Raw genomic sequence first — 26,170 nt, forward strand, 5'->3', positions numbered from 1 at the left:
GGTCAGGAGCGGTCCTCAGCGGCGCTTCTTCGCGGTAGGCCCGGCGTGCATGATCTCCCGCTCGTGGGCGAAGAAGTACTGCATCACCGGCAGCACCACCGCACCGGACGTGCTCACCCCGTGACCGCCACCGCGGACGAACGACGTCGCCACCATCCGCGGCCGCTTGAACGGGGCGGCGGCGGTGAACCACGAGTCCGGCGCGCCGTTGGTGGACGACGGGTCCTCCGCCGAGCCGGTCTTGGCGCCTGACGTGACCGGCAGCGCGGTCAGGATGCTGGCGGTGCCGGTCGTCGCGGCCAGCGCCATCCCGGCACGGACCGGCCCGAGCCGGTCGGCGTACGGCAGCCGGTGCGGCCGCGGCCAGCGCAGCGGCGTGTAGCGGCGCAGCCCGTGGCCGTAGCCCAGCCCGAGGTGCGGGGTGACCATGGAGCCGGTGGCCACGCCGGCCGTCCAGAGCGCGTCCTGCAGCGGCGTCGCGGTCAGGTAGCCCTGCCCGATGCCGAGGATCACCGTGGAGCCGGCGTACCAGGTGCCCCCCGCCTGGGTCACCGACGCCGGGGTGCCCAGGTAGCCGGAGGACTCGGCGGGCAGGTCGATCCCGGTCTGGTGGCCGACGCCCAGGCTGCGCGCGGTGCGGATGATCGGCCGCGGGCCGAGCGCCCAGGCGAGCTGGTAGAAGTACACGTCGTTGGACCACGAGAGCGCCTCCGGGAGGCTCTGCGCGGGCAGCGCCATCCAGTTGCCGAAGGTGTGGTCGCCCAGCGTCCAGCCGCCGCCGCCGGGGAGCACCCGGTCCGGGGGGATCAGCCCCTCGCGCAGGTTCGCGGCGGCGACCACGAGCTTGAACGTCGAGCCGGGCGGGGCCGCCACCTGCGTCGCGTGCTCGAGCATCGGGCTCCCCGGTTGGTGCGCGAGGCGGAGCAGCTCCCGGTTGCGCACGGGTGGGCCGAAGACGCTGCTGTGGTAGGAGGGCAGGCTGGCCATGGCCAGCACCTGCCCGTTCCTCGGGTCCAGGACGACCGTGCCGCCGAGATCGCCCCGGGGCTGGCCCGGGTAGCCGCGCAGCGCCGTGGCGAGCTCCTCGGTCAGCTTGCGCTGCAGGCCCAGGTCGAGGGTGAGGCGCACGGTGCTGCCGCGTCGGGGCGCGATGTAGGGGCCGAGTGACACCGGCGTCCCTGCCGGGGTCACGTAGACGCACTGGCGGCCGTCGGTGCCGCGCAGGATCGGGTCGTAGGTCTGCTCGAGCCCAGTGCGGCCCACGAGGGCCCCGAGAGGCAGATCGGGCCAGCGCTCCATCTCGACCGGGGTGGCCACGCCGGTCCAACCGAGCAGGGGTCCGAGTGCGCCCGCGCGGTAGAGCCGGCGTGTGTCCGGGACGACGAAGACCCCGGGAAGCCCGGCGGCGCGAACCCGGCGGCCGGCAGCCGGGGGGAGCGACGCGACGGTGAGGTCGAGGCTGCTCTGGTGCCGGCGGAGCAGCCGGCGCAGGCTGCGCTCGGGTTGGGCCGTGAGCGCTGCCAGCGTCGGCACCTCGTCGGGCCGCACCAGCGCCGGCACCGTCGCCACCCGGTCGCGCCGGGCGTCGACGGCGAACGGGACGCCGTGCCGGTCGGTGATGTCGCCGCGGGCGGCGGGCACCCGCGTGCACCGCATCATCTGGCTCAGCGCGGCGGCGCGGAGCTGGGTCCCGTCGGCGCTCTGCAGCTGCCAGACGAAGCCGACCATCGCGAGCAGGGTGCCGGTGACCGCGACGGCGGTCGTGCGCAGCAGCCGTGGCCGGACGGCATCCGGGCCGGTGCGGCTCCAGAGCCGGTGGGTCTCGCCGTCGGCGCGGAGAGCCAGCACCAGTCCGAGCGCGGCGATGTGCACGGTGGCCGCCGTACCTCCGTAGCTGAGGAGCGGGAACGGCACCCCCGCGGTGGGGACCAGGCCGAGGTTGCCGGCGACCGAGACGGCCACCTCGACGCTGAGAAGCACTGCGAAGCCCGCTGCGGCCAGGGCCGCGGAACGGCTCCGGGCGCGGCGGCTGGCACTCACCACCCGCCACACCAGCACGGCGGCGGCGAGCACGGCGAGCGCACCGGCGAGGATCCCGCGCTGCTCCACGAGGCTGGCGAAGGCGAGGTCGGTCTCGCCTTCGGGAAGGTAGAGCGCCACCAGGTTGTGCAGTGGATGGGTCGCCCCACCGGTGAGACCGCCCCAGGCCAGCGCGATGTGCATCTGCAGGATCGCCCAGCCGGGGCCGTTGGCGTCGGTCGAGCCGCTGAGGAAGGCGTCGAGCCGCTCCTGCTGGTAGGGATGCAGCAGGTGCTCCCCGAGCGGCAGCACCAGCACGGCGGTGACGAGGAAGAGCACGAGCACCTTGAGCGGGATCCTGCCGAGCACCAGCATCGTGGCGGTGACCGCGCACAGGACCGCGGCGGTCGACAGGTCGGGCTGGGTGACGACGAGAGCGATCGGCAGGGCCGCGACGGCCAGGGCCGCTGCCAGGCGCCGCGGCCAGGACCGGTCGCTGCCGAGCACCTGGGCCAGCACCAGCAGCAGCCCCAGCTTGGCGAGCTCGGACGGCTGCATGGTGAAGGAGCCGAAGGCGAGCCACCGGCGGGCGCCGTTGACCGTGGTGCCACCCAGGTCGACGGCGACCAGCAGCAGCACGCTCAGCACGTAGCAGCCCCAGCCCAGCCAGCGCAGCCCGTCGGTGCGCGAGCGGCGCAGCATCACGAAGAGCGCCACCCCGGCGGCGTCGACGACGAGCTGGTGCTGCATCACCGAGGTGTCGCCCAGGGCCGCGAGGTTGGCCAGACCGAGGCCGGCCAGGATCGCGACGGCAGCGACGGCGAACGGGTCGAGCGCGGCAGCGACCGGGAGCTGCACCGGCCGCGCAGGTTGCGGGCGGGACCGGCGGGCACCCAGCGGTCCTCGCTCCAGGCTGAGCATGGCCGGCTAGCAGCGCGGCAAGGCGCCGGCCACCGGCACCGGCCGTGACTGGGCCCGGGCCGGCGTGGTGGTCAACGCGGTCAGCGCGAGCGACCGGCCCTGCGGGACCCGGACCGACGAGCTGGCGTAGACGGTGGTCCAGCCGGGCTGGGCGGTCACCGTGGTCGGCGCGGACCAGGTGATGCCGCGCGTGCACGCCCGGGCTGCACCGACCTTCCAGCTGACCGGCCGGCTGGTCGGGGACGGACGGAAGCGCACCGTCACCTTGACCGGGCAGAGTGCCCCCGGACGGCAGCTGCCGGTCTTCTGCACCGTGACTCCGGTGATCGGCCCGGCCTGCTGACCCGCGAGGACCGGGACCGCCGGCTGTTGTCTCGCCGCCGGCTGCTTCGCCGGCTTCTTCGCGGGCTTCTTCGCGGGCGTGGCGGGTGCCGTGGTGGTCGGTGCTGTCGGGTCGTTGCCGCCGAGCCCGACGATGTCCACGCCCGGGCCGCTGAACATGACGTAGCCGCTGACCGCCAGCACGACTGCCAGCACGAGCACCGCGAGCCCCACCCGCCGCCCGGTCGCGCGGCGGCGGAGCAGGGAGCGGCCGCGGCGAGGCGGGCGACTCGGTGCCGGCCCGGCCGCGGGTGCCCGGGGCGGGTCGGGGCGGGAGGCGCCGGAGGCGGTCGGAGCCGCGCGGGGGACCGGCACCGGCGCCGTGTGCGGCCGCATCGGTGCGAGGCCGGGGGCAGGGACGCCTCTGTGCGGACTGGGGACGCTCGGTGCGACATGCGCGAACGCGGCCACGAGCGCCGCCAGCTGTCCCGGCAGGCGTCGCCGGGCACCTGGGGTGAGCGTCTCGGTCAGCACACCGTCGAGCTCGCGGGCCCGCGCACCGGGGTCCGACGACGGGTCCCCGACCGCCTGCTCGAGCTGGTGCAGCAGCCGCAGCTGCTCCTGTCTCGGGTGGGCCGGGAGCCGGCGGGCGTTCTGGAGGAGCTGGCCGAGGAGCTCGGTGAGGGGGGTGCCGTCCTCGGCATGCCGACGACCCACCTCGAGGTCACCCGCGGACGTCAGGATCACGTCCGCGAGCCGGGTGTCATCGTGACTCCCTGCGCCGGCGTTGTCGCTCGGCCGGGCGGCGTCGAGCAGCTGCACCGCGATGAGGCAGGCCTGGGCGGGCGTGAGCACCGCGACCGACAGGAGTCGGTCGAACGGCACCGGCCTGGCCGGGGCGAGCTCACCTGGGGGCGCCGGATCAGCGGTGGACTCCTGCTCGTCCGGGCGCTGCCGAGGCCGCACCGTGCTGGGCCTCGACACCGAGGTTTCCTGAGCCATACGATCACCAGCTTCTGCAAACCGACAAGCTGCGTTTGCCACGCATGGCTTACCCCCGCGCGGACCAGACCGAGTCTGCGACGAGAACCGCCGACTTCCCAGGGTCCTTCGACCCCGTGTGCGGACTTCGGCTAGACGGTGATCGCGACCTTGCCGCGGACCTGCCCGCTCTCGAGCAGCCGCATGGCTGCGGCCGCATCCTCGAGTGCAAAGGTGCGGTCGATGCTGGGAGTGATCCGGCCTGCCTCGATCAGGTCGGTCAGGCGCTCGAGGTGGGTGGCTCGTTCCTTGGCGACCAACAGCACGAAACGTTGGTGCAGCAGTGGTGACACCAGCGCGCCGCGCAGCTGACGGCCCATGCCGGTCAGGTTGCCCGCGTTCTCGGCGCCGACGAGAACGGCCGTGCCCCGGGGCTGCAGCGCACGCCGCAGCCTCCGCAGCGAGGCGCCACCTCCGATGTCGAGGATCAGGTCGTACCGCGCCGGTCCCTCTGCGAAGTCCTCGCGGGTGTAGTCGATGACGTGGTCGGCACCCAGCGCAGCCACCAGGTCGACCTTCGCAGCGCTGCAGACTCCGGTGACCTCTGCCCCGAACGCCTTGGCGATCTGTACGGCGTAGCTGCCGACCCCGCCGGATGCGCCGAGGACCAGCACGGACTGACCCGCCTGCAGGCCGCCCACGTCCAGCAGCGCCTGCAGCGCGGTGCCGCCAGACACCGGAACGACGGCGGCCTGCGCGAAGGACAGGTTGGCCGGCTTGCGGGCCAGCTTGTCCTCCCGGGCGGCGGCGTACTCGGCGAAGGACACCGACGCGGTTCCGTAGACGTCGTCGCCGACCGCGAACCGGGTGACCGCGGCGCCGACGGCCACGACCGTGCCCGCGAGGTCGCGGCCCGGCACCGGGTTGCGTGGGGCGCGCAGCCCGACGGCGAGTCGTACCGCGTAGGGCTTCCCGGTCATCAGGTGCTCGGTGCCACGGTCCAGCCCGGCGGCACGCACGCGCAGCAGCAGCTCGTGGTCGGCGATCGTCGGGCGAGGCACCTCGGCGGGTCGGAGGACCTCCGAGGTGCCGTAGCGGTCCTGGACGACCGCTCGCATGGTGCTGGTCGTTGCGGGGGAGGTGGGGTCGGTCATGGTGAGCCATCCAGACGAGCGTCGTCGTACTTAGTACGACGACGCTAGCGCAGCACGCCCGGCCCGGCAATGGCCCGCGCGGGGGAGCGCGGCGCGCGCCTCAGCCCGCGTCTCCGGCCGTGCGGGCGCGCTTCTCCAGGTAGAGGTCCGCATCCGCCTCGCGGTAGAGCGCGTCGGCTCCGCCGGGTGCCTGCGGGCCGAGCGTCGCTGCCGCGACGCCCACGCTCATGGTGATCTCGAGGCCCTGCGCGACCCGGGCCCAGTCGGTGAGACGCACCGCCTCACGCAAGGTCCTGGCCCGGTCCTGCGCGGTGCGCCGCAGCGTGACCGGGTCCTGCTCGTCGTGCTCGAGGACCACCGCGAACTCGTCGCCGTCCAGCCGCAGGGCCAGGTCGCCGGGACGCACGTGCTGGTTGAGGAGCAGGGCGACCTGGCGCAGGGCCTCGTCGCCGACGGCGTGCCCGTGCGCGTCGTTGACCGCCTTGAAGCCGTCCAGGTCGATCAACAGCACCGCGGCCGAACGCTCCCGAGCGGCCCCGCTGACCAGCCAGTCGTCGAAGCAGCGACGGTTCGAGAGCCCTGTCAACGGGTCCAGCAGCACGTCGCGGGTCAGTCGGGCGTGCTCGACGCTCAGGCGTGCACCGGCGGTCGCGGACCGCGCCGCCGCCAGGACGCCCTCCCGGGAGCGCCAGCGATGCTCGGCGACCAGGCGGCCGTACTCCCGGTGCGCCACGACGGCCGGCTCGGGCTCCACAGGCGTGAGGATCTGCGCGCGCACCCAGGAGGTGAAGGTGCGTGTCCCCGAGGAGGACGAGGTGGAGGGGGCCAGGACGGGGAGCAGGTCCAGCGCCGCGCGGCCCGGTGCTCACCGGTCTGCGAGGCCTCCATCAGGAGGTACACGCGCAGGCGCGCGGTGCCGGCGGCGTCGGGGGGCATGCCCCGAGTATGTGGGGTGCCCACCGGCACGTCCCCGCCGGGACGTTCAGCCCTGCCCGGTCCTCGCCGGCCCTCCAAGACTGGACCCGGGTTTCGCGATCCGCCCGGTACCGGACGGACCCCACCGACACGGAAGGCACGACATGAAGGCGCTGGTCTACCACGGTCCCGGCAACAAGGCGTGGGAGGAGGTTCCAGACGCGCGGATCCTCCAGCCGACCGACGTCGTGGTCCGGGTCGAGACGACGACGATCTGCGGCACCGACCTGCACATCCTGAAGGGCGACGTACCGGCGGTGACGGAGGGCCGCATCCTCGGCCACGAGGGCGTCGGCACCGTCGCCGAGGTGGGCGCGGCGGTGTCCACCCTCGAGGTCGGCGACCGGGTGATCATCTCCTGCATCAGTGCCTGCGGTGCCTGCTCGTACTGCCACCAGGGCCTCTATGCCCACTGCCTGGCCGACGAGGGGACCAGCGGCATCGGCTGGATCTTCGGACACCTCATCGACGGCACCCAGGCCGAGCTGGTCCGCGTGCCCTTCGCGGACAACTCGCTCTACAAGGTGCCGGAGGGCGTCAGCGACGAGGCGGCCGTGATGCTCTCCGACATCCTGCCGACCGGCTTCGAGATCGGGGTGCGCTACGGCCGGGTCAAGCCGGGCGACGTCGTCGCGGTCGTCGGCGCCGGTCCGGTGGGCCTCGCCTCGATCATGACCTCCAGCCTGTACGGCGCCGCCCGGATCATCGCGCTGGACCTCGACACCCACCGCCTCGAGCAGGCGATCGGCTTCGGAGCCACCGACGCGGTCAACAGCGCGGAAGCGGACTGGGTCGACCAGGTCAAGGCGATGACCGACGGGCTCGGGGTGGACGTGGCGATCGAGGCGGTCGGGATCCCCGCCACCTTCGACGCGTGCACCAGGATCGTCCGCCCCGGTGGCTCGGTGGCCAACGTCGGCGTGCACGGAGCGCCGGTCGAGCTGGCGCTGCAGGACCTGTGGATCATGGACATCGCCATCACCACCGGCCTGGTGAGCACGAACACCACGCCGATGCTCCTCAAGCTGGTGGCGCAGCGGAAGCTGGCGGCGGAGAAGTTCGCCACCCACCACTTCACGTTCGACGAGTTCCTCGACGCCTACGACACCTTCGGTCGTGCCGCGGAGACCAAGGCCCTCAAGGTCGTCATCAAGCGCTGAGCCGGACCGTGCTCCGGGGCCGTCGCCAGCAGACGGCCCCGGGGCGGCTCAGCTCGGCGGCCGCGGCGCCGCCCAGGTGCGCGGGATGTCGGCGCCGCCCTCCCGGGAGACGCGCTCGCCCATCCGGACGTAGGCGACGTTCGGCATGATCCTCCCGGCCACGAGGGCCTGGCCCATCCGGAACGACGTGGCACCGGCCATCAGGCCCTCGGGGACGAAGGAGAACAACCGGCCCAGGTCGGCGAGGTCGGCCCGCGAGTTCATCCTCATCAGCAGCAGGTTGTCGCACTGGGACACGACGTTCTCGTGGACCTTGTGCGGGCGCTGCGTGGAGGTGAGCAGGTACAACCCGAACTTGCGGCCCTCGGCGGCGATCTGCACGGCCCGCTCCGAGGACAGCCGCGTCATCGCGTTGGCGGGCTCGGCGGGGCAGATGTTGTGCGCCTCGTCGATCACCACCAGGCAGGGGACGCGCGACAACCGTGAGGCCCACAGGGTCGACAGCACGGCCTCGGCCACGAGCCGCTGCTCCTGCACGGTGTCCAGCGACCCCAGGTCGACGACCGTGCACCGCGCCGTGGGCTGCCGCAGCTCCTGCACGAGCGAGGGCTGGTCCGGACCCCAGACCTGCCAGTCGAGCACTCCGAGGTTCAAGGCCCGGGCGCCGAGCTGACGGGCTCCCGGTGAGTCAGCCTCGAGCAGCTGATCGGCCCCGGTCATCAGGGGCTGGCCGTCTTCCTGGGCGCGGAGCAGCTCGGCGAGCACGGCGTACTCCTCGCGGTCCCGGATCGGGTCGAGCCCGAGCAGCGCGGCCCGGGCCGGTCCCTCCAGGTCCGCGAACCTCAGGCGGAGCGGGCGGTCCGCCCCGGGACCGTTGCCCCAGACCGCGACCTGGGCCGGCACGTCGGCGTACCGGGCCGCGAGGGTGGGGTCGGCGCCGTCGCGCACCTGCGCCAGACCGACGTAGTCGGAGTTCGGGTCGAGGACGACCACCCGCAGGCTGGTCTCCGCGAGCACCCGCTCGAGCAGCACCCCGAGGGAGTAGGTCTTGCCGGATCCCGACTGGCCGCACAGGAACGTGTGCCGGTCGAGACCGCCGCTGTCCAGGGTGGCCGGCACGCCCGGCGCCAGGAGCAGCTCGCCGACGGTGAGCCCGGCCCGGGAGGGTCGGACCCGCTCCAGCCAGGCGGCCACCTCCGCAGGTCGCGCGGGTCGCACGGCGGCGTCGTGGAAGGGCCTCCCGTCACCCTCCAGCAGGGTCCCTACCCCCTCGGCCAGCCGCACCCGGACCTGGCCCCCGGGGCCGGCCACGGACTCGTCCGCGTCGACGGAGGCCATCCGCAGGTCCGTGATCTGGCCCAGTCGTTCCTCGTCCCCGGCCTCGAGCGTCACGTAGCCGGCCCGCCGGAGCTCCAGGTCGTGCAGCGACGCCTGGAACGTGAAGGTGCTCCCGTCCACGGACGTGGCGAGCGGCAGGATGCTGCGCTCGATCTCCTCCCGGGACCGGCGGTAGTGGGCGATCCGGTCGGCGAGAGGGTTCTCCTCCCCGGTGGTGAGACGTGCATCGGTCATCGTCTTCCTCTCTCTCAGCGGCCGGATGGGGAGCCGTACAGACCGGGACCCGCCACCTGCACCGTCTCCAGGAACGCCCGGGCCTCCTGGTAGCCGCCCTCGAGCAGCAGCGCGGTGTGGTCGAACTCGAGCGGCGAGACCCGTTGGATCTCCGGACCGGGCAGGTACACCACTGGCACCTGGGTGGCGGCGTACGGCGCCTCCAGCGTGGCCTGCACGCGCATCGTCACCACAGCGGTGAACAGGAGTGCCTCGGCCAGCGTCTCGGGTGGGGTCGGCAGTCGCCCCGGGAAGGCGGCGTCGAGCACGACGAGGGAACGGGCCCCCAGGTGCAGGGCCTGCATGAGCGGCACGTTCGCGACGACCCCGCCGTCGTACAGCCGGCGTTCCTCCACCTGCACCGCGGGGAAGATCCCCGGGATCGCGGCGCTGGCCAGCAGCGCCGGTTCGAGCGGACCCTCGAGGAGGACGTGCGGAGCCGTGGTGGCGACGTCCATGGTCACCGCGGCGAACGGCAGGGACAGGTCCGCGAAGGTGGCTGCGCGGGGGAGGTAGTGGTGCAGCACCGCACGCAGACCGGTGTTGGGAAAGAGGTGGGTCTTCTCCTGCTGCAAGGTCCGGAGCTGGGCCAGCGGGCCGCCCGGGAAGACCATCTGCCGGGTGATCTGGGGCCAGATGTCCCCGAGCCGTCGGGGGGCGGTCTTCGGGTCGAGCGCGACCACGACGCCGTTCCAGGCCCCGACCGAGGTGCCGACCACCAGGTCGGGAACCAAGTCCTGCTCGGCCAGGGCCAGCAGCATCCCGACCTGCACCGCACCCAGGCTGCCGCCGCCACCGAGGACGAATCCCAGCGGACGTGGCAGCGCTGTCGCGAGGTCCGTCCGGCCGGTCATGGACCGAGCCTAGGAACGGCGCCGGTCACCGGGCAGGGGCGACGGTCCCTTCCCCGGAGGCCGCGTAGGCGGCCCGGACGAGCGCGACCAGGCCCGGGAGCGCCGGCGGCGGGTTGTCGCGCCACCACACCAACGACACCGGGATCGGCGGCGCGTCCGCGACGGCCCGGAAGGCCACGCCCCGGCGGGGTGCTGTGCCGCGGTCGCCTCCGAGGTGACCCCGACGGCGCGTCCGGTCGCGATCAGGGTCAGCCACTCCTCGACACCGCGGGTCATCCGCAGGTCCGACGGCGCGGCACCGGCCGGCCACAGGCCCTCGTCGGTGGTGCCGGTCTCGACGTCGACCGCCACCGGGTGCTCGGCGAGGTCCCGGAGGCGGAGGGTTGAGCGGGCCGCGAGCGGGTGGTCGTCGGCGAAGACCGCACAGCGCTGCTCGACGCCGACCCGGACGCTGTCGAGGGCAGGGTCGGCGACCGGACGACGGACCACCGCGACCTCGCACCGACCCTCCCGCAGCCCGGCGGTCGGGGTGTTGCTCTGCACGAGGACGAGATCGCCGCGGCTCTCCTGGTCGGCCCACGCCCGTTGCACCTCGACGGTGTGCTCGCCCAGGGCCGCCCACGCGTAGCCGACCAGCACCTGGTCGCCCTGCTGGACGGCGGCCGCCTCCAGCTGGGCGAGGGTCGCGAGGATCCGGCGCGCCTGCACGAGGGTCCGCTCACCTGCGGCAGTGGGCTCGACCTGCCGGGTGGTCCGCGCCAGGAGCCGTACGCCGAGCGCGGCCTCGAGCCGCTGGACGGACCGCGACACCGAGGCCTGCGAGACCCGCAGGGCGATCGCCGCGTCCGTGAACGTGCCGTGATCGGCGATCGCCACCAACGCACGCAAGTGCCGGGTGTCCAGATCCATGCGCGAAGCGTATCGATCCGCCGCGTGCCGCATTTCCGCTTCGGGTCACCGGGTCCGACACTTGCCGCCATGACCAGCGTCGACGTCGGCAGCGGGCCGGTCGTCACCGGTACGCCGGCGACCGGCGGGCTGGCACGCGGGCTGGTGACGATGCTCGTCAGCGGGGCCAGCAGCCAGTCCGGGGCCGCCGTCGGGGCGCACGCCTTCGCGGCCATCGGCCCGGCCGGTGTCGTCGGGGTCCGCCAGCTCGTCGCCGCGGTCGTGCTGCTGCCCACCGTGCGGCCGCCGCTGCTCCGCTTCACCCGGGCGCAGTGGTGGCCGGTGCTGCTGCTCGGCCTGGTGTTCACGGCGATGAACCTGAGCCTGTACACCGCCATCGACCGGATCGGCCTCGGCCTCGCGGTCACCCTGGAGTTCCTCGGCCCGCTCGCCGTGGCGCTGGCCGGCTCGCGCAGGCTGCTGGACCTCGGCTGCGCCCTCGGCGCCGCGGTGGGCGTCTACGTCCTGGTGCTGCCGGGGCCCGCCACCGACGTGCTGGGCGTCGGCCTCGCGCTCGCCGCGGCCGCCTGCTGGGCGGCGTACATCCTGCTCAACCGGCTGGTGGGAAGCCGCCTGCCGGGCTTGCAGGCGACGGCCGCCGCGAGCGGCGTGGCGGCGCTGCTCAACGCCCCGGTCGTCGTGCTGCTGCTGGTGCAGGGTCGGTTCTCGACCGGCCCGCTGCTCGCCGCGATCACCGCCGGGCTGCTCAGCTCGGTGGTGCCCTACGCCCTCGACCTGACCGCCCTGAGGTTCGTCCCGTCGCGGTTCTTCGGCATGTTCATGAGCGTGCACCCGGTGCTGGCCGCGACCGCCGGGGCGATCATCCTCCAGCAGGCCCTGGCAGCGCACGAGGCGCTCGGCATCGGCATCGTGGTGCTCGCCAACCTCGTCGCGGTCAGCACGATGCGCCCCGCGCGCCGGACCGCAGCGGACGCACAGGTGAGCGCCGCCCCGATGTGAGCTCCCAGCGAGTCGGCGGGAGCCGGTCGACGACGGGGGGTTACCATGGATATCAGCACCGACCCTCGGTGGTGCCGCGCGTCCACGGACCGTGGCACTCGGCGGCCGGTGCCCGGGCCATCACCAGATGGTCGGAGGTGCCACACGGTGGCGGGTCGTCGGGGCTCGCCACGTCGATCTCTCGTGGATCCGTGCGGCCGGGTCGTGTCTCGCAATGGCCACCAGGTCCCTTGCGCGCGACCGCCCTTTGCCCCGGCTGCGGGACTGCGTGCGGGGGCTCCATCTCCCCGCCGTGGCGAAGCGCCGGAAACTCCAGAGGAGGAGTCTTTGGCTCGACGAGGCCAGCGCCAACCGAGCGCTCGTCGTACCGCGCCGCGAAACCAGCGGCGGGTCCGCGAGGTCGACAACGACGGCATCATCCCGGTGCTCGCCCGTGCGGTGCGTGAGATCGAGACCGCCGTCCAGCGTGGACCGGTGATGCCGTCGGTCCGGACCAAGTTCCAGGTCGTCGCCCTGCTGGTGCGCGAGGAGCGCGCCCGCGTCAAGGCCGACGAGGCCGGCAGCGAGGCCCGCAGGACCGAGCAGCTGAAGCGTCTGGACGGGGTCGCGACGATCCTGGCGAAGACCGCCGCGCGAGACACCTCGCTGCTCTCCCTGCTCGCCGAGGACGCGGTCGTCACGGACACGGCCCGCGCGCTCAAGCGCGAGATGCTGAGGACCGCCGGGGTCGAGGCCGCCGCGGAGGAGCCCGCTCCCCGCGAGCCCGCGGCCGCCACCGCCGCCCCCGAGCGCCGGGTCGTGCCGCAGTCGGTGGTCTCCCGGCAGCTCGCCAACCCCTTCCTCCCTCCCGACTTCTCCTCCGCGGCGCAGGTCAAGGCCCGCCCGCGCCGGCTGGCCGGCTGGGAGCTGCTCGGCCCGCTGTTCCGGTCCTTCGAGGTCGCCGGCGGCGGCGCTTCGGCCTGCATGGCCCTGCCCGAGCCGGGATCGCTCAAGGCCCCGGGCGACCGGGAGCTGATGCCGCACCAGGCCCGGGTGGTGGCCGCGGCCGCCTCCGGCCACCGCACGTTCCTGCTCGCGGACGAGCCGGGTCTGGGCAAGACCGCCCAGGCGCTGCTGGCGGCCCAGGCGGCGAACGCCTTCCCGCTGCTCGTGGTGGTGCCGAACGTCGTCAAGACCAACTGGGCCCGCGAGGCCGCCCTGTGGACCCCGCACCGACCGGCGACCGTGATCCACGGCAACGGCGACACGATCGACGGCTTCGCCGACATCGTCGTCGTCAACTACGAGGTGCTCGACCGCCACGTCGGCTGGCTCGGCGACCTCGGCTTCCGCGGGATGGTCGTCGACGAGGCGCACTTCATCAAGAACAAGAGCTCCCAGCGCTCGCAGCACGTGCTGCAGCTCTCCGAGCGGATCCGGTCGCGGGTCGTGCGGCCGCTGCTGATGGCGCTCACCGGCACACCGCTGATCAACGACATCGAGGACTTCCGGACCATCTGGCAGTTCCTCGGCTGGATCGACGACAAGATGCCGCTCGGCGAGCTCATGAACGCGCTCGAGGAGACCGGGCTGGCTCCGGGCGAGCCGGGGTTCTACCCGGCCGCGCGCAGCTGCGTCGTCGACCTCGGGATCGTCCGCCGCCGCAAGGTCGACGTGGCCGCGGACATCCCCGCCCGCCGCATCGCCGACCTGCCGGTGGAGATCGACGACGAGGCCGGCCGTTCGATCCGCGAGGCGGAGCGTGAGCTCGCACGTCGCCTGGTGGCGCGCTACCAGGGTGCGCTCGAGAGGCGCACCTCCGGTGTCGTCGTCGAAGGGATCGACCACGAGCTCGTCCGCCGGGTGGCCACCTGGGAGCGGGAGGACACCAGCAGCAAGACCGACGAGAACGTGTTCTCGATGGTCCGCCGGATCGGCCAGGCGAAGGCCGGTCTCGCCGCGGACTACGCGGCGCAGCTCGCGCGCAACGTCGGCAAGGTGGTCTTCTTCGCCAAGCACGTGGACGTGATGGACGCCGCGGAGGAGACCTTCGCCAAGCGCGGGATCCGGTTCTCCTCGATCCGCGGCGACCAGACGCCGACGGCGCGGCAGAAGAACATCGACGCCTTCGTCAACGACCCCGACGTCTCGATCGCGGTCTGCTCCCTGACCGCGGCCGGCGTGGGGCTCAACCTCCAGGTCGCCTCCAACGTCGTGCTCGCGGAGCTGTCGTGGACCGACGCGGAGCAGACCCAGGCCATCGACCGGGTCCACCGGATCGGCCAGGCAGAGCCGGTCACCGCCTGGCGGATCATCGCCGCGCAGACCATCGACACCAGGATCGCCGAGCTCATCGACAGCAAGGCCGGCCTGGCGGCGAAGGCGCTGGACGGCTCCGACGAGGACATCTCGTCCTCGGCCGACGTGCAGCTCGAGGCCCTGGTGACGCTGCTGACCGACGCCCTGTCGGCCTCGGCGTGACGGGGCGCGCGCGTTCGTGAGCCGGCTCACCCCCCGGTGGCGCGCACGGTCCCGCAGCCGCCGGGAGCGTGATGCCGCCTCGCGCCCGCTGGAGCTGCTGAGCTACGTCCTGCTCGCCGGCTTCGTGCTGGTCACGCTGGGCCCGGCCCTGCTCGGTGCCGGCGCGCTGATCGACCTGAACAGGCTGACCACCGTGCAGCCGTTCATGGCGCTGCACGGTCGCACGACCAGCGACACGATCCTGTGCCGGTGGGACACCACCGACTACTACCTGCCCGGCATCGCGGCGATCAAGCGGGCCTTCTTCGCCGGTGACTTCCCGACCTGGGCGCCCTACGAGGTGGGCGGCTCGCCGCTCGCGTCCATGCCCAACCACGCGGCGCTGAGCCCGCTCTCGCTGCCCTACTTCCTGCTGCCGCTGTGGTTCGCGCCCGCCTTCGTCAAGCTGGGGGAGTACGTCGTCGGCATCGCCGGCATGGTGGCCTTCCTCCGCCGACTCGGCGTCAGCCGGGGACCCGGCATCCTGGCCGGCATCCTCTTCGTGTCCTCGGGCTTCATGATGATGTGGACGAACTGGCCGCACACCCGGGTGGCCGCCCTCATCCCGGCGCTGTTCTGGGCGCTCGAGCGCATCGTCCAGGAGCGTCGTGCCCGCGACGTGGTGCTCTGCGCCGTCGTGGTGGCCAGCATGCTGCTCGGCGGCTTCCCGGCGGTCACCCTGTTCGCGCTGACGGTCGCCGGGGCCTACGTCCTGGTGCGGGCGTTCACCCTGCACCGCGGGCGGCCCTCTGTCGCCGCCGGCGTCCTGGGCCAGGCAGTGGGCGGCGTGGCCCTCGGGGTCGGCCTCGCCTCGGTGCAGCTGCTGCCGTTCGTCCGGAACCTGGCGCTGTTCAACCTGGAGGGCCGCGAGTCGGCCGGCACGCACCTGCCGCTGGGCCTGCTGCTGACCACGGTGGCGCCCGAGACCGTGGGGCTGTGCGCCAACGGCGACCGCTACGGCAAGATCAACCCGGTCGAGGCGGTCGGGTTCCTGGGCGCCGCAGCGCTGGTGCTCGCAGTGGTGGCCCTGGTGCTGCGGCTGCCCCGCGGCGCCCGGCCCGACCGCACCCCCCGGACCTTCTTCGCGGCCGCCGCGGTGGTGCTGGTGCTGGCGATCTGGGTCGGCGGACCCGTGCTGCTGGCGATCCAGAGCCTGCCGTTCTACTCCTCCAACTTCATCGGCCGCGCCCAGTCCGTCTTCGGCTTCGTCGGCGCGGCGCTCGCCGGCTTCGGCCTCGACCGGTTGCTGCGGTGGGTGCCGTCGGGCGGCGACGGGCCGCCGGGGGACGGGCCGCCGGGGGACGGGCCGCCGGGCGACCGTCCGCCGGAGGACGAGCCATCCGGACGGCCGGAGGACCCGACGCCTCCCGCGGACGACGTACCCGGGAAGGCGCGGCGGCTCGTGCTCCTGGCTCTGGCGGGGCTGGTCGCGGCCGGCTTCGCCGGCGTGGTCGTGGTCAGCGCCTACCGTGCGGCCGGACGCGACGGCTACACCGAGCACCTGACCCATGCGTTGGTGGTCCCCGGCGTGCTTCTGCTGGCCGCAGTGCTCGCCGTGCTGCTCACCGTGCTCGGGCGTGGGCGGCTGCGGGTGGCCGGACCCCTGGTGCTCGCCGTGCTCGCGGTGGGACAGAGCACGGTGTTCGCCCACACCATGCTGCCGCTGAGCGACCCGGCCAACCTGTATCCGGTGACCCCCACGCACGCGTTCCTCCAGAGCCACCTCGGCGGGGACCGGTACGCCGCCCCCGGGCACGTGATGGACCCGGCGACGTCGGACTACTACGAGCTGCGGGTGCCCAACGGCCACGAGTTCACCGACCCCCGCTGGCGGGAGCTGCTGGAGGTCGCCGACCACACGGTGGCCCACTCGGCGACCTCCAGCGTGTTCTCCAGCAAGATGTCGAAGAAGATGGTCCACTCGCCTGCGCTGGACCAGCTGGCGGTCCGCTACTGGGTCGACAAGCCGGACCAGGTCCTGGGACGGACCCCGCCCGCGCCGGTCGGGGACGAGCGCGTGCAGGTGGGGGAGGGCACCCGTGCGTCCTGCGAGATCGCAGGGGGCCCGCTGCGCGGGGTCCAGCTCCAGGTCGCCCGCTCGCGTCCCCTCCCCGATCGTGGCTCGGCGGTCCTGCACGTGTCGGTCCGCACTCCCGAAGGCGTCCTCGAGGGCGAGCGGCAGCTCTTCAGCCACCTGCCGCGTGGTCCGCAGCGCCTGCCCGTGGTCGGAGGGGAGCAGCTTCCCGCCGGCGGGTCCTACCCCGTGGAGGTCTGGATGACCGGGGCTCCCGGGGCGCTGGTCCTGCGCGGGTCGGACGGCCGGCCCGGGTGCGTGCCGGTGCGACCGGACGCCAATGGCGCCGTGCACCTGGTGCACGCCGACGTCGGGGCCAACGTCTACGAGCGCACCGGCGCTCTGCCCCGGATCCGGTGGGCCTCGCACAGCGAGGTCGTCGAGGACGACGCGACCCGGCTGGAGCGGTTGGCCGCCGGCCTCCCCGACGACACGGTGCTGCTCGACGACGCCAGCACTGCGCCGGCGTCCGGCGAGCCCGCCGACGTACGAGTGCTCACCGACCGGCCGGAGCGGATCGCGGTCGCCGTCGACGCCTCGGGCGGCGGCTACCTCGTGGTGGCCGACGCCCTGGTCCGCGACGGTTGGAGCGCGACCGTCGACGGAGAGCCGGCCCCGCTGGTCCACGGCAACCATGCGCTCGCCGCCGTCCCCGTGCCCGCAGGGGAGCACCGGGTGCAGCTGAGCTACGCGGCCCCCGGGCTGCGCACCGGCCTGCTGGTCTCGCTGACGTCGGTGGCCGTCTCGGTGCTGCTGCTGGTGGTGCCGATCGTGCGCCGCCGTCGCGGGAGGGGCCGCGTCGCCCCGGACGGCGGGCGGCGATGACCGGGCCCGGGCCGCACCCGCGTTATCCTGGCGCCCTGGCCGGGAGCCACCTGGCCGAGATCTGTCTGTTGCGAGGCCGTCCTTGAGACTTGTGGTGCAGGTTCCGTGCCTGAACGAGGAGGACACCCTCCCGCTGGTTCTCGAGTCGATCCCCCGGGAGATCCCGGGGATCGACGAGATCATCGTCCTGATCATCGACGACGGGTCCTCGGACCGGACCGTCGAGGTGGCTCGCGCCCACGGGGTCCGCGAGTTCGTCCACCACACCCGCAACCAGGGGCTGGGACGCTCCTTCCACGACGGCGTGGTGCGGGCGCTCGAGCTCGGCGCCGACATCCTGGTCAACACCGACGGCGACAACCAGTATCCCCAGGAGCGCATCACCGACCTGGTCCAGCCCATCGTCGCCGGCAAGGCCGACATCGTCATCGCGGACCGCCAGGTGCACCAGGTGGAGCACTTCTCACCGCTGAAGAAGTCGCTGCAGCGGGTCGGGAGCCGGGTGGTCAACAAGGCGGCCGGCACCGACCTGCCCGACGCGGCCAGCGGGTTCCGTGCCTACTCCCGGGAGAGCCTGATGGTGCTCAACACCATCACCCGGTTCAGCTACTGCATGGAGACGATCATCCAGGCGGGCAACAAGCAGCTGAAGATCGAGAGCCTGCCGGTCACCACCAACCCGAAGACGCGCGAGTCGCGGCTCTTCGGCTCGATGGGCGAGCACGTGCTCAAGTCCTCGGGAGCGATCGTCCGCGCGTACATCATGTACAAGCCGTACGTCATCTTCACGTGGCTCGCGCTGGTCTTCGGCGTCCTCGGGGTCGTGCCGTTCGCGCGCTACGGGGTGCTGATGCTGCGCGGCACGGAAGGCGGCCACCTGCAGTCGCTGCTGCTCGGCGCGGTGCTGCTGATCATCTCGTTCCTGAGCGTCATCATCGGGATCATCTCCGACCTGATCCGCACCAACCGCATCCTCATCGAGGACACCCTCGAGCACACCAAGAAGATGCGGTTCGGCAAGAGCGGTCAGGAGCCGGCGTCAGGGGAGTGGACCCTTCCCGCGCAAGGCAGCGCACCGTTCACCGCCGAGGTCGGGCCGCGCTGAGCCGGCCGCCAGCCGAGGACCCGGCGCAGGGCCTCGAGCAGGGGGCGCGGGTCAGCGGTCGCCGCCGGCTCGTCTCCCTCGCGTTCGGCGTCCTCGTGCTGGCCGGGGGCGCCTGGCTGGTGGCCCGGAACGCCGCCGACCTCCGCGACGCCGCCCGCGACGTCGGCGTGGGCGCGGTCGTGGCGTCGGCGGCCCTCGCGGTGGTCGGCACCGTGCTGATCGAGCAGGTGTGGTTCGCCCTGCTCCGGGGGCTGGGGGTGCTCGCACCGCCGGTCGAGGCGGCCGGGGTGTTCTTCGTCAGCCAGCTCGGCAAGTACCTTCCCGGCTCGGTGTGGCCGATCGTCGCGCAGATGGAGTTCGGCCGCCGGTGGGGCACGCCGCGACGGACCATGCTGACCGCGAACATCCTGATGCTCGCGATGCTCACCGCGACGGGTCTGGTGGTCGGTGCGGTCCTCCTGCCCTGGTCCTCCGGTGAGGGGCTGGCACACTACTGGTGGCTGCTCCTGCTCCTCGTCCCGCTGCTGGTCTGCCTGCACCCGCGGACCCTTCCCGCCGTGCTGGACCGGCTGCTCGGGCTGGTCGGCCGGGAGCCGCTGCAGATCAGGGTCTCCGGACGGGCCATGGTGCAGGCCATGCTGTGGAGCCTGGCCGTCTGGCTGGTGATGGGGCTGCACCTGGTCGTGCTGGTCCGGGCGCTCGGCGCCACCGGGGCGGACCCGGTCGCGGCCGCCGTCGGTGGGATGGCCCTCGGCTGGGCGGCCGGGCTGATCTTCATCCCGGCCCCCGCCGGTGCCGGGGTCCGCGAGGCGGTGCTCGTGCTGACCCTGACCCCTCAGGTCGGCGCCGGTCCGGCGCTCGCCGTGGCGCTCGCCTCCCGGATGGTCCTGCTGCTCGCCGACGTGCTGCTGGCCGCCGTGGGGGCCCTCACCGGCGCCGGCGTGGCGCGGTCAGGTCGCGAACGCGGCCGGCAGCAGGGCTAGACGGCGCGCAGGATCGACGTCTGGTCCGGGTAGGGGAGGGTCGGGGTGAGGCCGGTGTACCGCTCCTCGGCCATGCCGGAGCGGCCGATCGCCTCCCGGTAGCGCCGCCGCCGGGTGTTGTCGAACACGATGATCCCACCGGGGGCCAGCCGGTCCTGCGCGGCGGCCAGGCAGGCCTCCCGGGCGCGGCCGTCGACGACCACGAGGTCGAAGCTGCCCGGGACCGAGTCGATGGCGGCGACGTACCGGGCGAAGTCGAGTCCCTGGTGGCCTTCCTTGGCCGAGGGCACCCGCGGCTGCGCGGACACCTCCGGCTCGACGATCTGCAGCTCGACGTGATCGAGCCCGGCGAGCTCCCCGGCCACCATCTCCCCGAAGCCGCGGTGGTGCTCGACGCTGTGGACGTACGACGCGCGGCGGGCGAGCCACAGGGTGCTCGCGCCCGAGCCGTACTCGAACACCCGGACGGGGCCGGTGCGCTCCTCGAACCACTGCGTGACCGCGGCGATGGCGTCGTAGGTCCACCACGGCACGTCCAGCCGGGCGATCGCGAGCGAGTCGTGGACCTTGGTCAGGCTGTAGGCCCAGTGCCGCAGCCGCCGGTCGAGCGGCGGCGGCTCGTCGCTCAGCACGCCGATCCTGGTCAGGCCACGACCGACGGCCTGCGCGGTCGTGGCATAGGCACGCTTCGCCGTGTGCAGCGGTGACGGGCGGGCCACAGTCTTCCTCCAGGCGTTGCGGATCCCCGGTGTGCCGGGTCGTCGAGGGATGCTACTAGGTCGCGGTGGTGGCGCCGTGCCCAGTGCGGAGCCTTCCGCGGTGGGTCGCCGTTGCTCAGGCCGGCTCGAGCAGCGTCGCGGACACCCATTCCTCGACGACGACCCAGCCCAGGCCCTCCTCCAGGACCGGGCGCACCACCCGGCCCTGGTAGCCGGACTCCGTGCGGCGCCACTCCAGCAGCAGCCCCGGCAGCCGGCCGTGGCCGTCGCTGACCCAGCAGTGTTTCAGCGCCGGAGGTGGGGGCGGGGCGAGCGGGGCCGGCGTGTCGACCCGTTCGCTCATCGGGCCCCAGCTGCCGCGTCTGCTCATCCCGCCGGCCATCCCACCATGATGCCTCATGTTCGAGCATGTGTTCGAACGAGGAGCGGTGGATCTCACCTCGCCGGGCTGATGCGGAGCCGTCGCGAGCGGCGGCACAGTGACGCGAGGAGCAGTGATCGGAGCAACCGGCGGGCCGAGCGGGTGGGCGGTCCCACCGGCGAGGAGCACCCCCGCCCGCCGTACGAGGAAAGGAGACGCCGGATGGCCGACGTCAAGTTGGAACGCAAGGAGTCCTTGTCCCGCCAGGAGGCAGCGGTCTGGCTGTCGGCGCTGTCGAAGGCGTTCGCCCGCGGCGGGCACGTGGAGCTCCCGGTGGGCGGGGGCACCCTGGGCCTGCACCTTCCCGAGCAGGTCCGCGCGGAGTTCGAGGTCGAGGTCTCGGGCGAGGAGGTGCAGGTCGAGATTGAGTTCACCTGGTCGACCGCCAAGCCGTCGTCAGGGGATCCCGACTCCTGACCGTGCGACCCCGACGGCGCTGCGGTGAGGGCCGGTCCGCCCCGGGCCGGCCCTCACCCGGGGCCGGTCGTCACAGCAACCGGGAGAAGAGCCGGTACGTCGAGTTGCGGAGGCGCTGCGGGCCGCTGAGCGCGGCCAGGTCGGCCCGGGTGACCTCGTGGCAGCCCGCGACGTCCCGCTCGTACTGGCGGGCGTAGGCGCTGGCCACCTGCTCGTCGTAGAAGACCGAGACCACCTCGTCGTGCAGGATGATGCTGCGGATGTCCCAGTTGCAGGTGCCCATGATCACCAGGTCGTCGTCGACGGTCACCGTCTTCGCGTGCAGGAAGCCGGCCCGGTACTGGTAGACCGTCACCCCGGCGTCGAGCAGCTGGCGGTAGTAGGCGTGCGCCGCGTAGAACGGCACCTTCTTGTCCGGGACCCCGGTCATCATCAGCCGGACGTCCACCCCGCTCGTGGCCGCGACGCACATCGCGGTGATCAGCGGCTCGTCGGGGACGAAGTACGGCGACTGCACCCAGACGCTGCGGCGGGCGTTGAGCAGGGCGGTGACGAACACGTCGCGGATGGCGGGGAAGTCGGTGGAGACGCTCGAGTGCAGGACCTGCACGGGCACTCCGTCGCCGGGGCGGCGGACGGTGGGGGCGCGCACGTAGTCCGTGTACAGGTCCTCGGATCTGCCGTTCGCGGACCAGGTCGACGCGAACAGCCACTGGTACGGCGCGACCACCGGCCCGGTCAGCCGGAAGCTCGTGTCCCGCCACGTCTCGAAGCGCTCACCGCCGTCGATGTACTCCTGGCCCATGTTCATGCCGCCGCTGTAGACCATCGCGCCGTCCACGATCGCCATCTTCATGTGGTTGCGGTAGTTGAGCTGGGAGGGTCGCCGGTAGCAGGGCACCACGACCGCGCCGGCGGCCGCGAGCTGCTTCAGCTCGGCCTTCTTGTAGGGCAGGCAGGAGACCCAGTCGTAGAGGATGCGGACCTCGACGCCGGCCGCGACCCGTTCCTGCAGCACCCGGGTGACCTGTGCCGTCAGCGCGTCCTGCTCCCAGATCAGGTACATCAGGTGGATGAAGTGCTTCGCCGTCCCCAGGTCCTCCAGCAGGTCGCCGAACTTGTCCGCGCCGGCGACGTAGACGCGGATCGAGTCGGCCGGAAGCGGCACCATGCCGCCCTCGCGCCGGCCGGTGGCCTCGACGCGCTGCCCCGGCGTTCCCAGCAGCTTCTTCTCGACGGCGTCGGAGAAGTCGGAGTCGGCGCGCACGACCGGGGTCAGCGCGCGGCTGGCGTCCTCGCGCGCCTTGTCCCGCAGCTCGGCGCGCCGACGCGTCTCCCGTCGGTGGTTGCGGCCGATGAAGTAGTAGGCCACGATGCCGCCGACCGGGATCATCAGGATCACCAGCAACCAGGCGAGGACGATGCTCGGTTCGCGGTCGTCGGTCGCCAGTGCGAAGACGACGCCCAGGACCGCGGCCACGACCAGCGCCGACAGGGTCCAGGAGAGCACCGCGGCGAGGTCGACGGCCAGGACGGGCATGACCGGCACGGTCGGCAGGGTCGGCATGGCGCCCTCAGCCCGCGCCACCGCGGAAGGCGACCATCGGGCTCCCGTGCCAGTCGACGCCGAACCACTTCGCCAGCCACACGTGCATGCGCAGGATCTCGGCCCGCTGCGCGTCGCGGATCTCGCGGGCCAGTGCGTCCACCTGCCGGTGCTCGGCCGTGCCCCGGACCAGCAGCTGCTGGGAGGCCATCACCGCGGCCATGTGGTGGCCGATCATGTCCTCGAGGAACACCCGGTCCAGGTCGTCGCCGGACAGGTCCGAGAGCGGCCTCATCATCGGGTGGTAGTCCACGTCGGTGGACCGTCCGGGGTACCAGCGGGCCAGCCAGCCCTCCATCCGCGTGATCTGCGCGGACTGGTCGGCGACGATGCGGCGGCCGAAGGCGCGCATCTGCGGGCGGTCCGACCGCTCGAGCTCACCGGCTGCCGCCACCGCCTCGCGGTGGTGGGCGATCATCTCCGCGAGGTAGTCGAACTCGGAGGTGGCGCCGGGCCCCGGCATCCGTCCGGAGCCATGCATCGCTCCGGGGCCGTGCATCCGGGCGCCCGGCCCGTCACCGCCCCCGGCGGTCAGGTTGAGCATGACCGCGCCCGCCGCCAGCGTGACCAGCACGACGAGTCCTGTCACCGCCGCGACCACCGCGACGAGAGGTCGGTTCACGAGGGCACCGCCTTTCGCTGCCTTCCCCCGGCTGGCCACCAGCGTCGGGCGCGGGCCGGCCGGTCGGATAGAGCCGTGGGTCCCGGTCGCGGGGCCGAAGGGCTCCTGACACGGCCCCGCCCTTCCGCGTGCCCGGCAGATACGGACCCACGGGTCCCGGTGTGGTGCCGTAACCCGCGGCTTCCGGCCTCGTTGAGGACCCAGACGGTGCCTTTCCCGCCGTCACCGGACCGGCTCGCGAGACCCGCGGCCGGGCGAGCACGAGGAGCACTGCCGATGCGGTCAGCACGTCGATGGATCGGTTCCCGGTCGATGCGGGTCGGAGCGGTCGCCGCCCTGCTCGCCGGCACAGCAGGCCTGAGCGCGGCGGACGCCGCCACCCCCAGCGAGGGCACCGTCTCGGACACCAGCCGGTCGACCAGCTGGTCCGGCGGTCCGTTCGTGGCGCCCAACGTGACCGGGAACGCGCTCGACCAACCGCTGTGCTCGCTGCCGACCGACTGCGACGACTTCACGCTGCACGTCGACACCCCGGCCGGCTACGGCGGCACCCACGCGCTGACCGTCGCGGTGTCCTGGGCCGACACCGCGGCCGACTTCGACGTCTACGTGCTGGACAAGGCGGGCAACGTGGTCGGCAGCGCCGCGTCGAGCGCCGACCCCGAGCAGGTGATCCTGCCTCCCGACTCCGGCGACTACACCGTCCGCGTCGTGCCCTTCGCCCCGCTCGGAGAGTCGTACGACGCCACCGCGACCCTCGCCGAGCTCCCGCCCAACCCGGCGCCCGGCACCGACACCCCGCCCACCTTCGCCACCTACGCGGCTCCCGGCTCGCTGCCTGACGCCGACAACGCCGGGGAGCCGTCGATCGGCACCAGCTTCGCCACCGGCTCGACGTTCTTCCAGTCCTCGCTCTCCACCTACAAGGTCACCTTCGACGACAGCACCAGCCCGGCCACCGCCTCCTGGAGCGACGTGTCGGCCAACGCCGGCAACGGCTGCCCGCAGGGCAGCACCGTGAGCCTGGACCCGATCCTGTTCACCGACCACCAGACCGGACGCACGTTCGAGTCCCAGCTGTCCGGGGCCAACTCCCTGACCTGCTTCACCGATGACGACGGGAAGACCTGGTCGCCGAGCACCGGGGGTGGGATCCCCTCCGGGGTGGACCACCAGACCATCGGCGGTGGGGCCTTCTCGGCCGACGGACTGGGCGCGCTGCCCACGTCGACCTACCCGGACGCCGTCTACTACTGCAGCCAGGACATCGCCACCGCGTTCTGCGCCGTCTCCAGGGACGGCGGCACCACCTTCGGCGCCGGCGTCCCGACCTACAGCCTCCTCGACTGCGGCGGCCTCCACGGCCACGTCAAGGTGGCACCCGACGGCACGGCGTACCTGCCGAACAAGGGCTGCGGCGCGGAGCAGGCCGCGGTCGTCTCCACGGACAACGGCAGCACCTGGACGGTCTCCCCGGTGCCGGGCGCGACGCCCGGGGACTCCGACCCCTCCGTCGGAGTCGGCTCCAACGGGACCGTCTACTTCGGCTACGTCGGCGCGGACGGGAAGCCGGGCGTGGCCGTGAGCCGCGACCGCGGAAAGACCTGGACCGATCGGCAGCGTGTCGGCACCACCGCCGGCATCGAGAACGCGGTGTTCCCGACCATGGTGGCCGGTGACGACGACCGCGCCTCGTTCGTCTACCTCGGCACGCCGACCGGTGGCAACTACCAGGACAACGCCAACTTCCACGGCGTCTGGCACCTCTACGTGGACACCACCTACGACGGTGGCAAGACGTGGGTGACCAGCGATGCGACGCCGAACGACCCGGTGCAGGTGGGGTCGATCTGCACCGGCGGCACCACCTGTGGGGACGACCGCAACCTCCTCGACTTCATCGACGTGACCCTCGACGACCACGGCCGGGTCGAGGTCGCCTTCGCCGACGGCTGCATCGACGCCTGCGTCACGGACCCGGCCCACGCCGGCCGCGACGCGTACGCCACCATCGCCCGCCAGACCGCGGGGCGCACCCTGCTCGCGGCCTACGACCCCCAGGTCACGAACGTGGCGCTCTCGTCCCTGTCGCTGACCCGGTCCGGTGGACGGCTGACCGCCACCTCGGTCCTCACCAACACCGGCACCACCGCGCTCCGCGACGTCTCGCTCCAGGTGCTCGACGGCCGCAAGGAGGTCGGACTGGTGACGGTCGCCGGGATCCCGGCCGGCGCGAGCAGGACGGTGGGCGTCGACTGGAAGGCGGGCGCGGGACCGCACACGGTCACCTCGGTCGCCGATCCCCGCAACGTCGTCGTCGAGTCCGACGAGGCGGACAACAAGCTCCAGAAGTCGATCGGCAGATGAGGCGGCCCGGGCGCCGGCTGCCGGTCGTGGTCGCCGGCGTCACCCTTGCCGGGGTGCTGACCGGGTGCGGCGGCAGCTCGGAGGCGGAGGGTGACGCCGACGGGGGCCTCGACCGGGCCGCGGACCTGTCCACCTGCACGGCGGACGCGCAGCCCGCGGCGCAGCCCTACGGGGACGCCTTCCCCTCCGACTGGCCGTTCCCGCCCCGGACGGTGGTCTTCGCCGTCGAGGACCGGGGCGGCGACGGGACGATCGTCACCGGGGTCTCCTCCGCTCCGTTCGCGGCAGTGCTGGACCACCTCAACACCGACGTCGTCGGGGCCGGCTTCGTGATCGAGCAGGGCGAGACCGAGGAGCACGACGCGGAGGCGGAGTGGGAGGGCAACGGCTTCCGCGGCCGCTGGGCGATCCGCGAGTCCGCGCAGTGCGCCGGCGAGACCGTCATCCAGGTGCTGTCCGCGGCGGACTGAAGCGGTCCCCCGCGCCGACGGCGGGCTCGGAGAGGGCCCCGGAGGCCACCTGGAGAAACTATTTCCGGTCGATTCGGCACACACCGCCCACCTCGCGAAAAGTTGTACCGGGCAAGATCTTGACCGCCCGAAGTCGCCGGGGTTGCACTGTTTCGGTC

At 73.1% G+C, this 26,170-nt stretch carries 20 protein-coding genes; 9 read left to right on the top strand and 11 right to left on the bottom strand.

From position 1 onward, the window contains the following. Nucleotides 1-15 precede the first annotated feature (15 nt). The 4 genes from H9L09_RS15055 to H9L09_RS15070 form a co-directional block, all read right to left on the bottom strand. Nucleotides 16-2,877: an FtsW/RodA/SpoVE family cell cycle protein gene (locus H9L09_RS15055; RefSeq protein WP_223164067.1), complete on the bottom strand. Its 2,862-nt coding sequence runs from the start codon at nt 2,875-2,877 to the stop codon at nt 16-18. Nucleotides 2,878-2,946: 69 nt separating this feature from the next. After that, nucleotides 2,947-4,245 (bottom strand): hypothetical protein, encoded by a 1,299-nt coding sequence (locus H9L09_RS15060; protein WP_187577690.1) that lies wholly within the window; start codon nt 4,243-4,245, stop codon nt 2,947-2,949. A 149-nt stretch (nt 4,246-4,394) separates the two neighbouring features. Next, nucleotides 4,395-5,396, bottom strand: a complete 1,002-nt coding sequence (locus H9L09_RS15065; RefSeq protein WP_246456047.1) for an NAD(P)-dependent alcohol dehydrogenase — start codon at nt 5,394-5,396, stop codon at nt 4,395-4,397. A gap of 100 nt (nt 5,397-5,496) precedes the next feature. Beyond that, nucleotides 5,497-6,174: a GGDEF domain-containing protein gene (locus H9L09_RS15070; RefSeq protein WP_187577691.1), complete on the bottom strand. Its 678-nt coding sequence runs from the start codon at nt 6,172-6,174 to the stop codon at nt 5,497-5,499. 301 nt (nt 6,175-6,475) lie between these two features. Here H9L09_RS15070 and H9L09_RS15075 point away from each other — a divergent pair, with 301 nt between their 5' ends. Continuing rightward, nucleotides 6,476-7,531 (top strand): zinc-dependent alcohol dehydrogenase family protein, encoded by a 1,056-nt coding sequence (locus tag H9L09_RS15075; protein ID WP_187577692.1) that lies wholly within the window; start codon nt 6,476-6,478, stop codon nt 7,529-7,531. A gap of 48 nt (nt 7,532-7,579) precedes the next feature. Here H9L09_RS15075 and H9L09_RS15080 read toward each other — a convergent pair whose 3' ends face one another. From H9L09_RS15080 to H9L09_RS15090, 3 genes are read right to left on the bottom strand one after another with little or no spacing between them, the layout of a single operon-like run. Next, a complete protein-coding gene (locus tag H9L09_RS15080; protein WP_223164068.1) occupies nt 7,580-9,103 on the bottom strand; it encodes an ATP-binding protein in 1,524 nt (507 codons plus the stop codon). A gap of 14 nt (nt 9,104-9,117) precedes the next feature. Further along, complete coding sequence (locus H9L09_RS15085; protein ID WP_187577693.1) at nt 9,118-9,996, bottom strand: patatin-like phospholipase family protein; 879 nt, start codon at nt 9,994-9,996, stop codon at nt 9,118-9,120. A gap of 9 nt (nt 9,997-10,005) precedes the next feature. Then, nucleotides 10,006-10,905 carry a LysR family transcriptional regulator gene (locus tag H9L09_RS15090; RefSeq protein ID WP_223164069.1) on the bottom strand — a complete coding sequence of 300 codons (900 nt, stop codon included), beginning with the start codon at nt 10,903-10,905 and terminating at the stop codon, nt 10,006-10,008. 69 nt (nt 10,906-10,974) lie between these two features. Between H9L09_RS15090 and H9L09_RS15095 the strand changes: the two genes are divergently transcribed. The 5 genes from H9L09_RS15095 (at nt 10,975) to H9L09_RS15115 (ending at nt 19,390) form a co-directional block, all read left to right on the top strand. Further along, nucleotides 10,975-11,904 carry an EamA family transporter gene (locus tag H9L09_RS15095; protein ID WP_223164070.1) on the top strand — a complete coding sequence of 310 codons (930 nt, stop codon included), beginning with the start codon at nt 10,975-10,977 and terminating at the stop codon, nt 11,902-11,904. Nucleotides 11,905-12,231: 327 nt separating this feature from the next. Next, entirely contained in the window at nt 12,232-14,364 is a 2,133-nt protein-coding gene (locus H9L09_RS15100; protein WP_187577694.1) for a DEAD/DEAH box helicase, read from the top strand. A 16-nt stretch (nt 14,365-14,380) separates the two neighbouring features. Further along, a complete protein-coding gene (locus H9L09_RS15105) occupies nt 14,381-17,302 on the top strand; it encodes a YfhO family protein (RefSeq protein ID WP_187577695.1) in 2,922 nt (973 codons plus the stop codon). Nucleotides 17,303-17,396: 94 nt separating this feature from the next. Further along, nucleotides 17,397-18,407 carry a glycosyltransferase family 2 protein gene (locus tag H9L09_RS15110; protein ID WP_246456048.1) on the top strand — a complete coding sequence of 337 codons (1,011 nt, stop codon included), beginning with the start codon at nt 17,397-17,399 and terminating at the stop codon, nt 18,405-18,407. Next, nucleotides 18,350-19,390 carry a lysylphosphatidylglycerol synthase domain-containing protein gene (locus H9L09_RS15115; protein WP_187577697.1) on the top strand — a complete coding sequence of 347 codons (1,041 nt, stop codon included), beginning with the start codon at nt 18,350-18,352 and terminating at the stop codon, nt 19,388-19,390. Before H9L09_RS15110 ends, H9L09_RS15115 begins: the two co-directional genes overlap by 58 nt. On the opposite strand, the gene H9L09_RS15120 is transcribed toward H9L09_RS15115, so the two are convergent. Beyond that, nucleotides 19,387-20,109 carry a class I SAM-dependent methyltransferase gene (locus H9L09_RS15120; RefSeq protein ID WP_246456049.1) on the bottom strand — a complete coding sequence of 241 codons (723 nt, stop codon included), beginning with the start codon at nt 20,107-20,109 and terminating at the stop codon, nt 19,387-19,389. The two genes, H9L09_RS15115 and H9L09_RS15120, sit on opposite strands and share 4 nt — an antisense overlap. A 115-nt stretch (nt 20,110-20,224) precedes the next feature. Beyond that, nucleotides 20,225-20,452, bottom strand: coding sequence for a hypothetical protein (locus tag H9L09_RS15125; RefSeq protein ID WP_246456050.1), 228 nt, complete (start codon nt 20,450-20,452; stop codon nt 20,225-20,227). 240 nt (nt 20,453-20,692) lie between these two features. On the opposite strand from H9L09_RS15125, the gene H9L09_RS15130 reads away from it, so the two are divergent. Then, entirely contained in the window at nt 20,693-20,947 is a 255-nt protein-coding gene (locus H9L09_RS15130; protein WP_187577699.1) for an amphi-Trp domain-containing protein, read from the top strand. Between the two features lie 70 nt (nt 20,948-21,017). Here the strand turns inward: H9L09_RS15130 and cls are convergent, their stop codons facing one another. Next, nucleotides 21,018-22,487, bottom strand: coding sequence for a cardiolipin synthase (gene cls / locus H9L09_RS15135; protein ID WP_187577700.1), 1,470 nt, complete (start codon nt 22,485-22,487; stop codon nt 21,018-21,020). A 34-nt stretch (nt 22,488-22,521) separates the two neighbouring features. Next, a complete protein-coding gene (locus H9L09_RS15140) occupies nt 22,522-23,175 on the bottom strand; it encodes a DUF305 domain-containing protein (RefSeq protein WP_187577701.1) in 654 nt (217 codons plus the stop codon). Nucleotides 23,176-23,451: 276 nt separating this feature from the next. Between H9L09_RS15140 and H9L09_RS15145 the strand changes: the two genes are divergently transcribed. After that, nucleotides 23,452-25,542, top strand: coding sequence for a CARDB domain-containing protein (locus H9L09_RS15145; protein WP_187577702.1), 2,091 nt, complete (start codon nt 23,452-23,454; stop codon nt 25,540-25,542). Beyond that, the gene (locus tag H9L09_RS15150; RefSeq protein WP_187577703.1) at nt 25,539-26,012 is read left to right on the top strand and encodes a hypothetical protein; all 474 of its coding nucleotides are present in this window, start codon (nt 25,539-25,541) and stop codon (nt 26,010-26,012) included. The genes H9L09_RS15145 and H9L09_RS15150 overlap by 4 nt, the downstream gene beginning before the upstream one ends. Nucleotides 26,013-26,170: the final 158 nt, after the last annotated feature.

This window comes from Nocardioides mesophilus, from assembly GCF_014395785.1.
Lineage (GTDB): Bacteria > Actinomycetota > Actinomycetes > Propionibacteriales > Nocardioidaceae > Nocardioides_B > Nocardioides_B mesophilus.

What these genes read in the sequence shown, in the direction of transcription:
- H9L09_RS15065 (WP_246456047.1), bottom strand. Translation starts at nt 5,396, where the DNA reads ATGACCGACCCCACCTCCCCCGCAACGACCAGCACCATGCGAGCGGTC.
- H9L09_RS15075 (WP_187577692.1), top strand. Translation starts at nt 6,476, where the DNA reads ATGAAGGCGCTGGTCTACCACGGTCCCGGCAACAAGGCGTGGGAGGAG.
- H9L09_RS15080 (WP_223164068.1), bottom strand. Translation starts at nt 9,103, where the DNA reads ATGACCGATGCACGTCTCACCACCGGGGAGGAGAACCCTCTCGCCGAC.
- H9L09_RS15085 (WP_187577693.1), bottom strand. Translation starts at nt 9,996, where the DNA reads ATGACCGGCCGGACGGACCTCGCGACAGCGCTGCCACGTCCGCTGGGA.
- H9L09_RS15090 (WP_223164069.1), bottom strand. Translation starts at nt 10,905, where the DNA reads ATGGATCTGGACACCCGGCACTTGCGTGCGTTGGTGGCGATCGCCGAT.
- H9L09_RS15095 (WP_223164070.1), top strand. Translation starts at nt 10,975, where the DNA reads ATGACCAGCGTCGACGTCGGCAGCGGGCCGGTCGTCACCGGTACGCCG.
- H9L09_RS15125 (WP_246456050.1), bottom strand. Translation starts at nt 20,452, where the DNA reads ATGAGCGAACGGGTCGACACGCCGGCCCCGCTCGCCCCGCCCCCACCT.
- H9L09_RS15130 (WP_187577699.1), top strand. Translation starts at nt 20,693, where the DNA reads ATGGCCGACGTCAAGTTGGAACGCAAGGAGTCCTTGTCCCGCCAGGAG.
- cls (WP_187577700.1), bottom strand. Translation starts at nt 22,487, where the DNA reads ATGCCCGTCCTGGCCGTCGACCTCGCCGCGGTGCTCTCCTGGACCCTG.
- H9L09_RS15145 (WP_187577702.1), top strand. Translation starts at nt 23,452, where the DNA reads ATGCGGTCAGCACGTCGATGGATCGGTTCCCGGTCGATGCGGGTCGGA.
- H9L09_RS15150 (WP_187577703.1), top strand. Translation starts at nt 25,539, where the DNA reads ATGAGGCGGCCCGGGCGCCGGCTGCCGGTCGTGGTCGCCGGCGTCACC.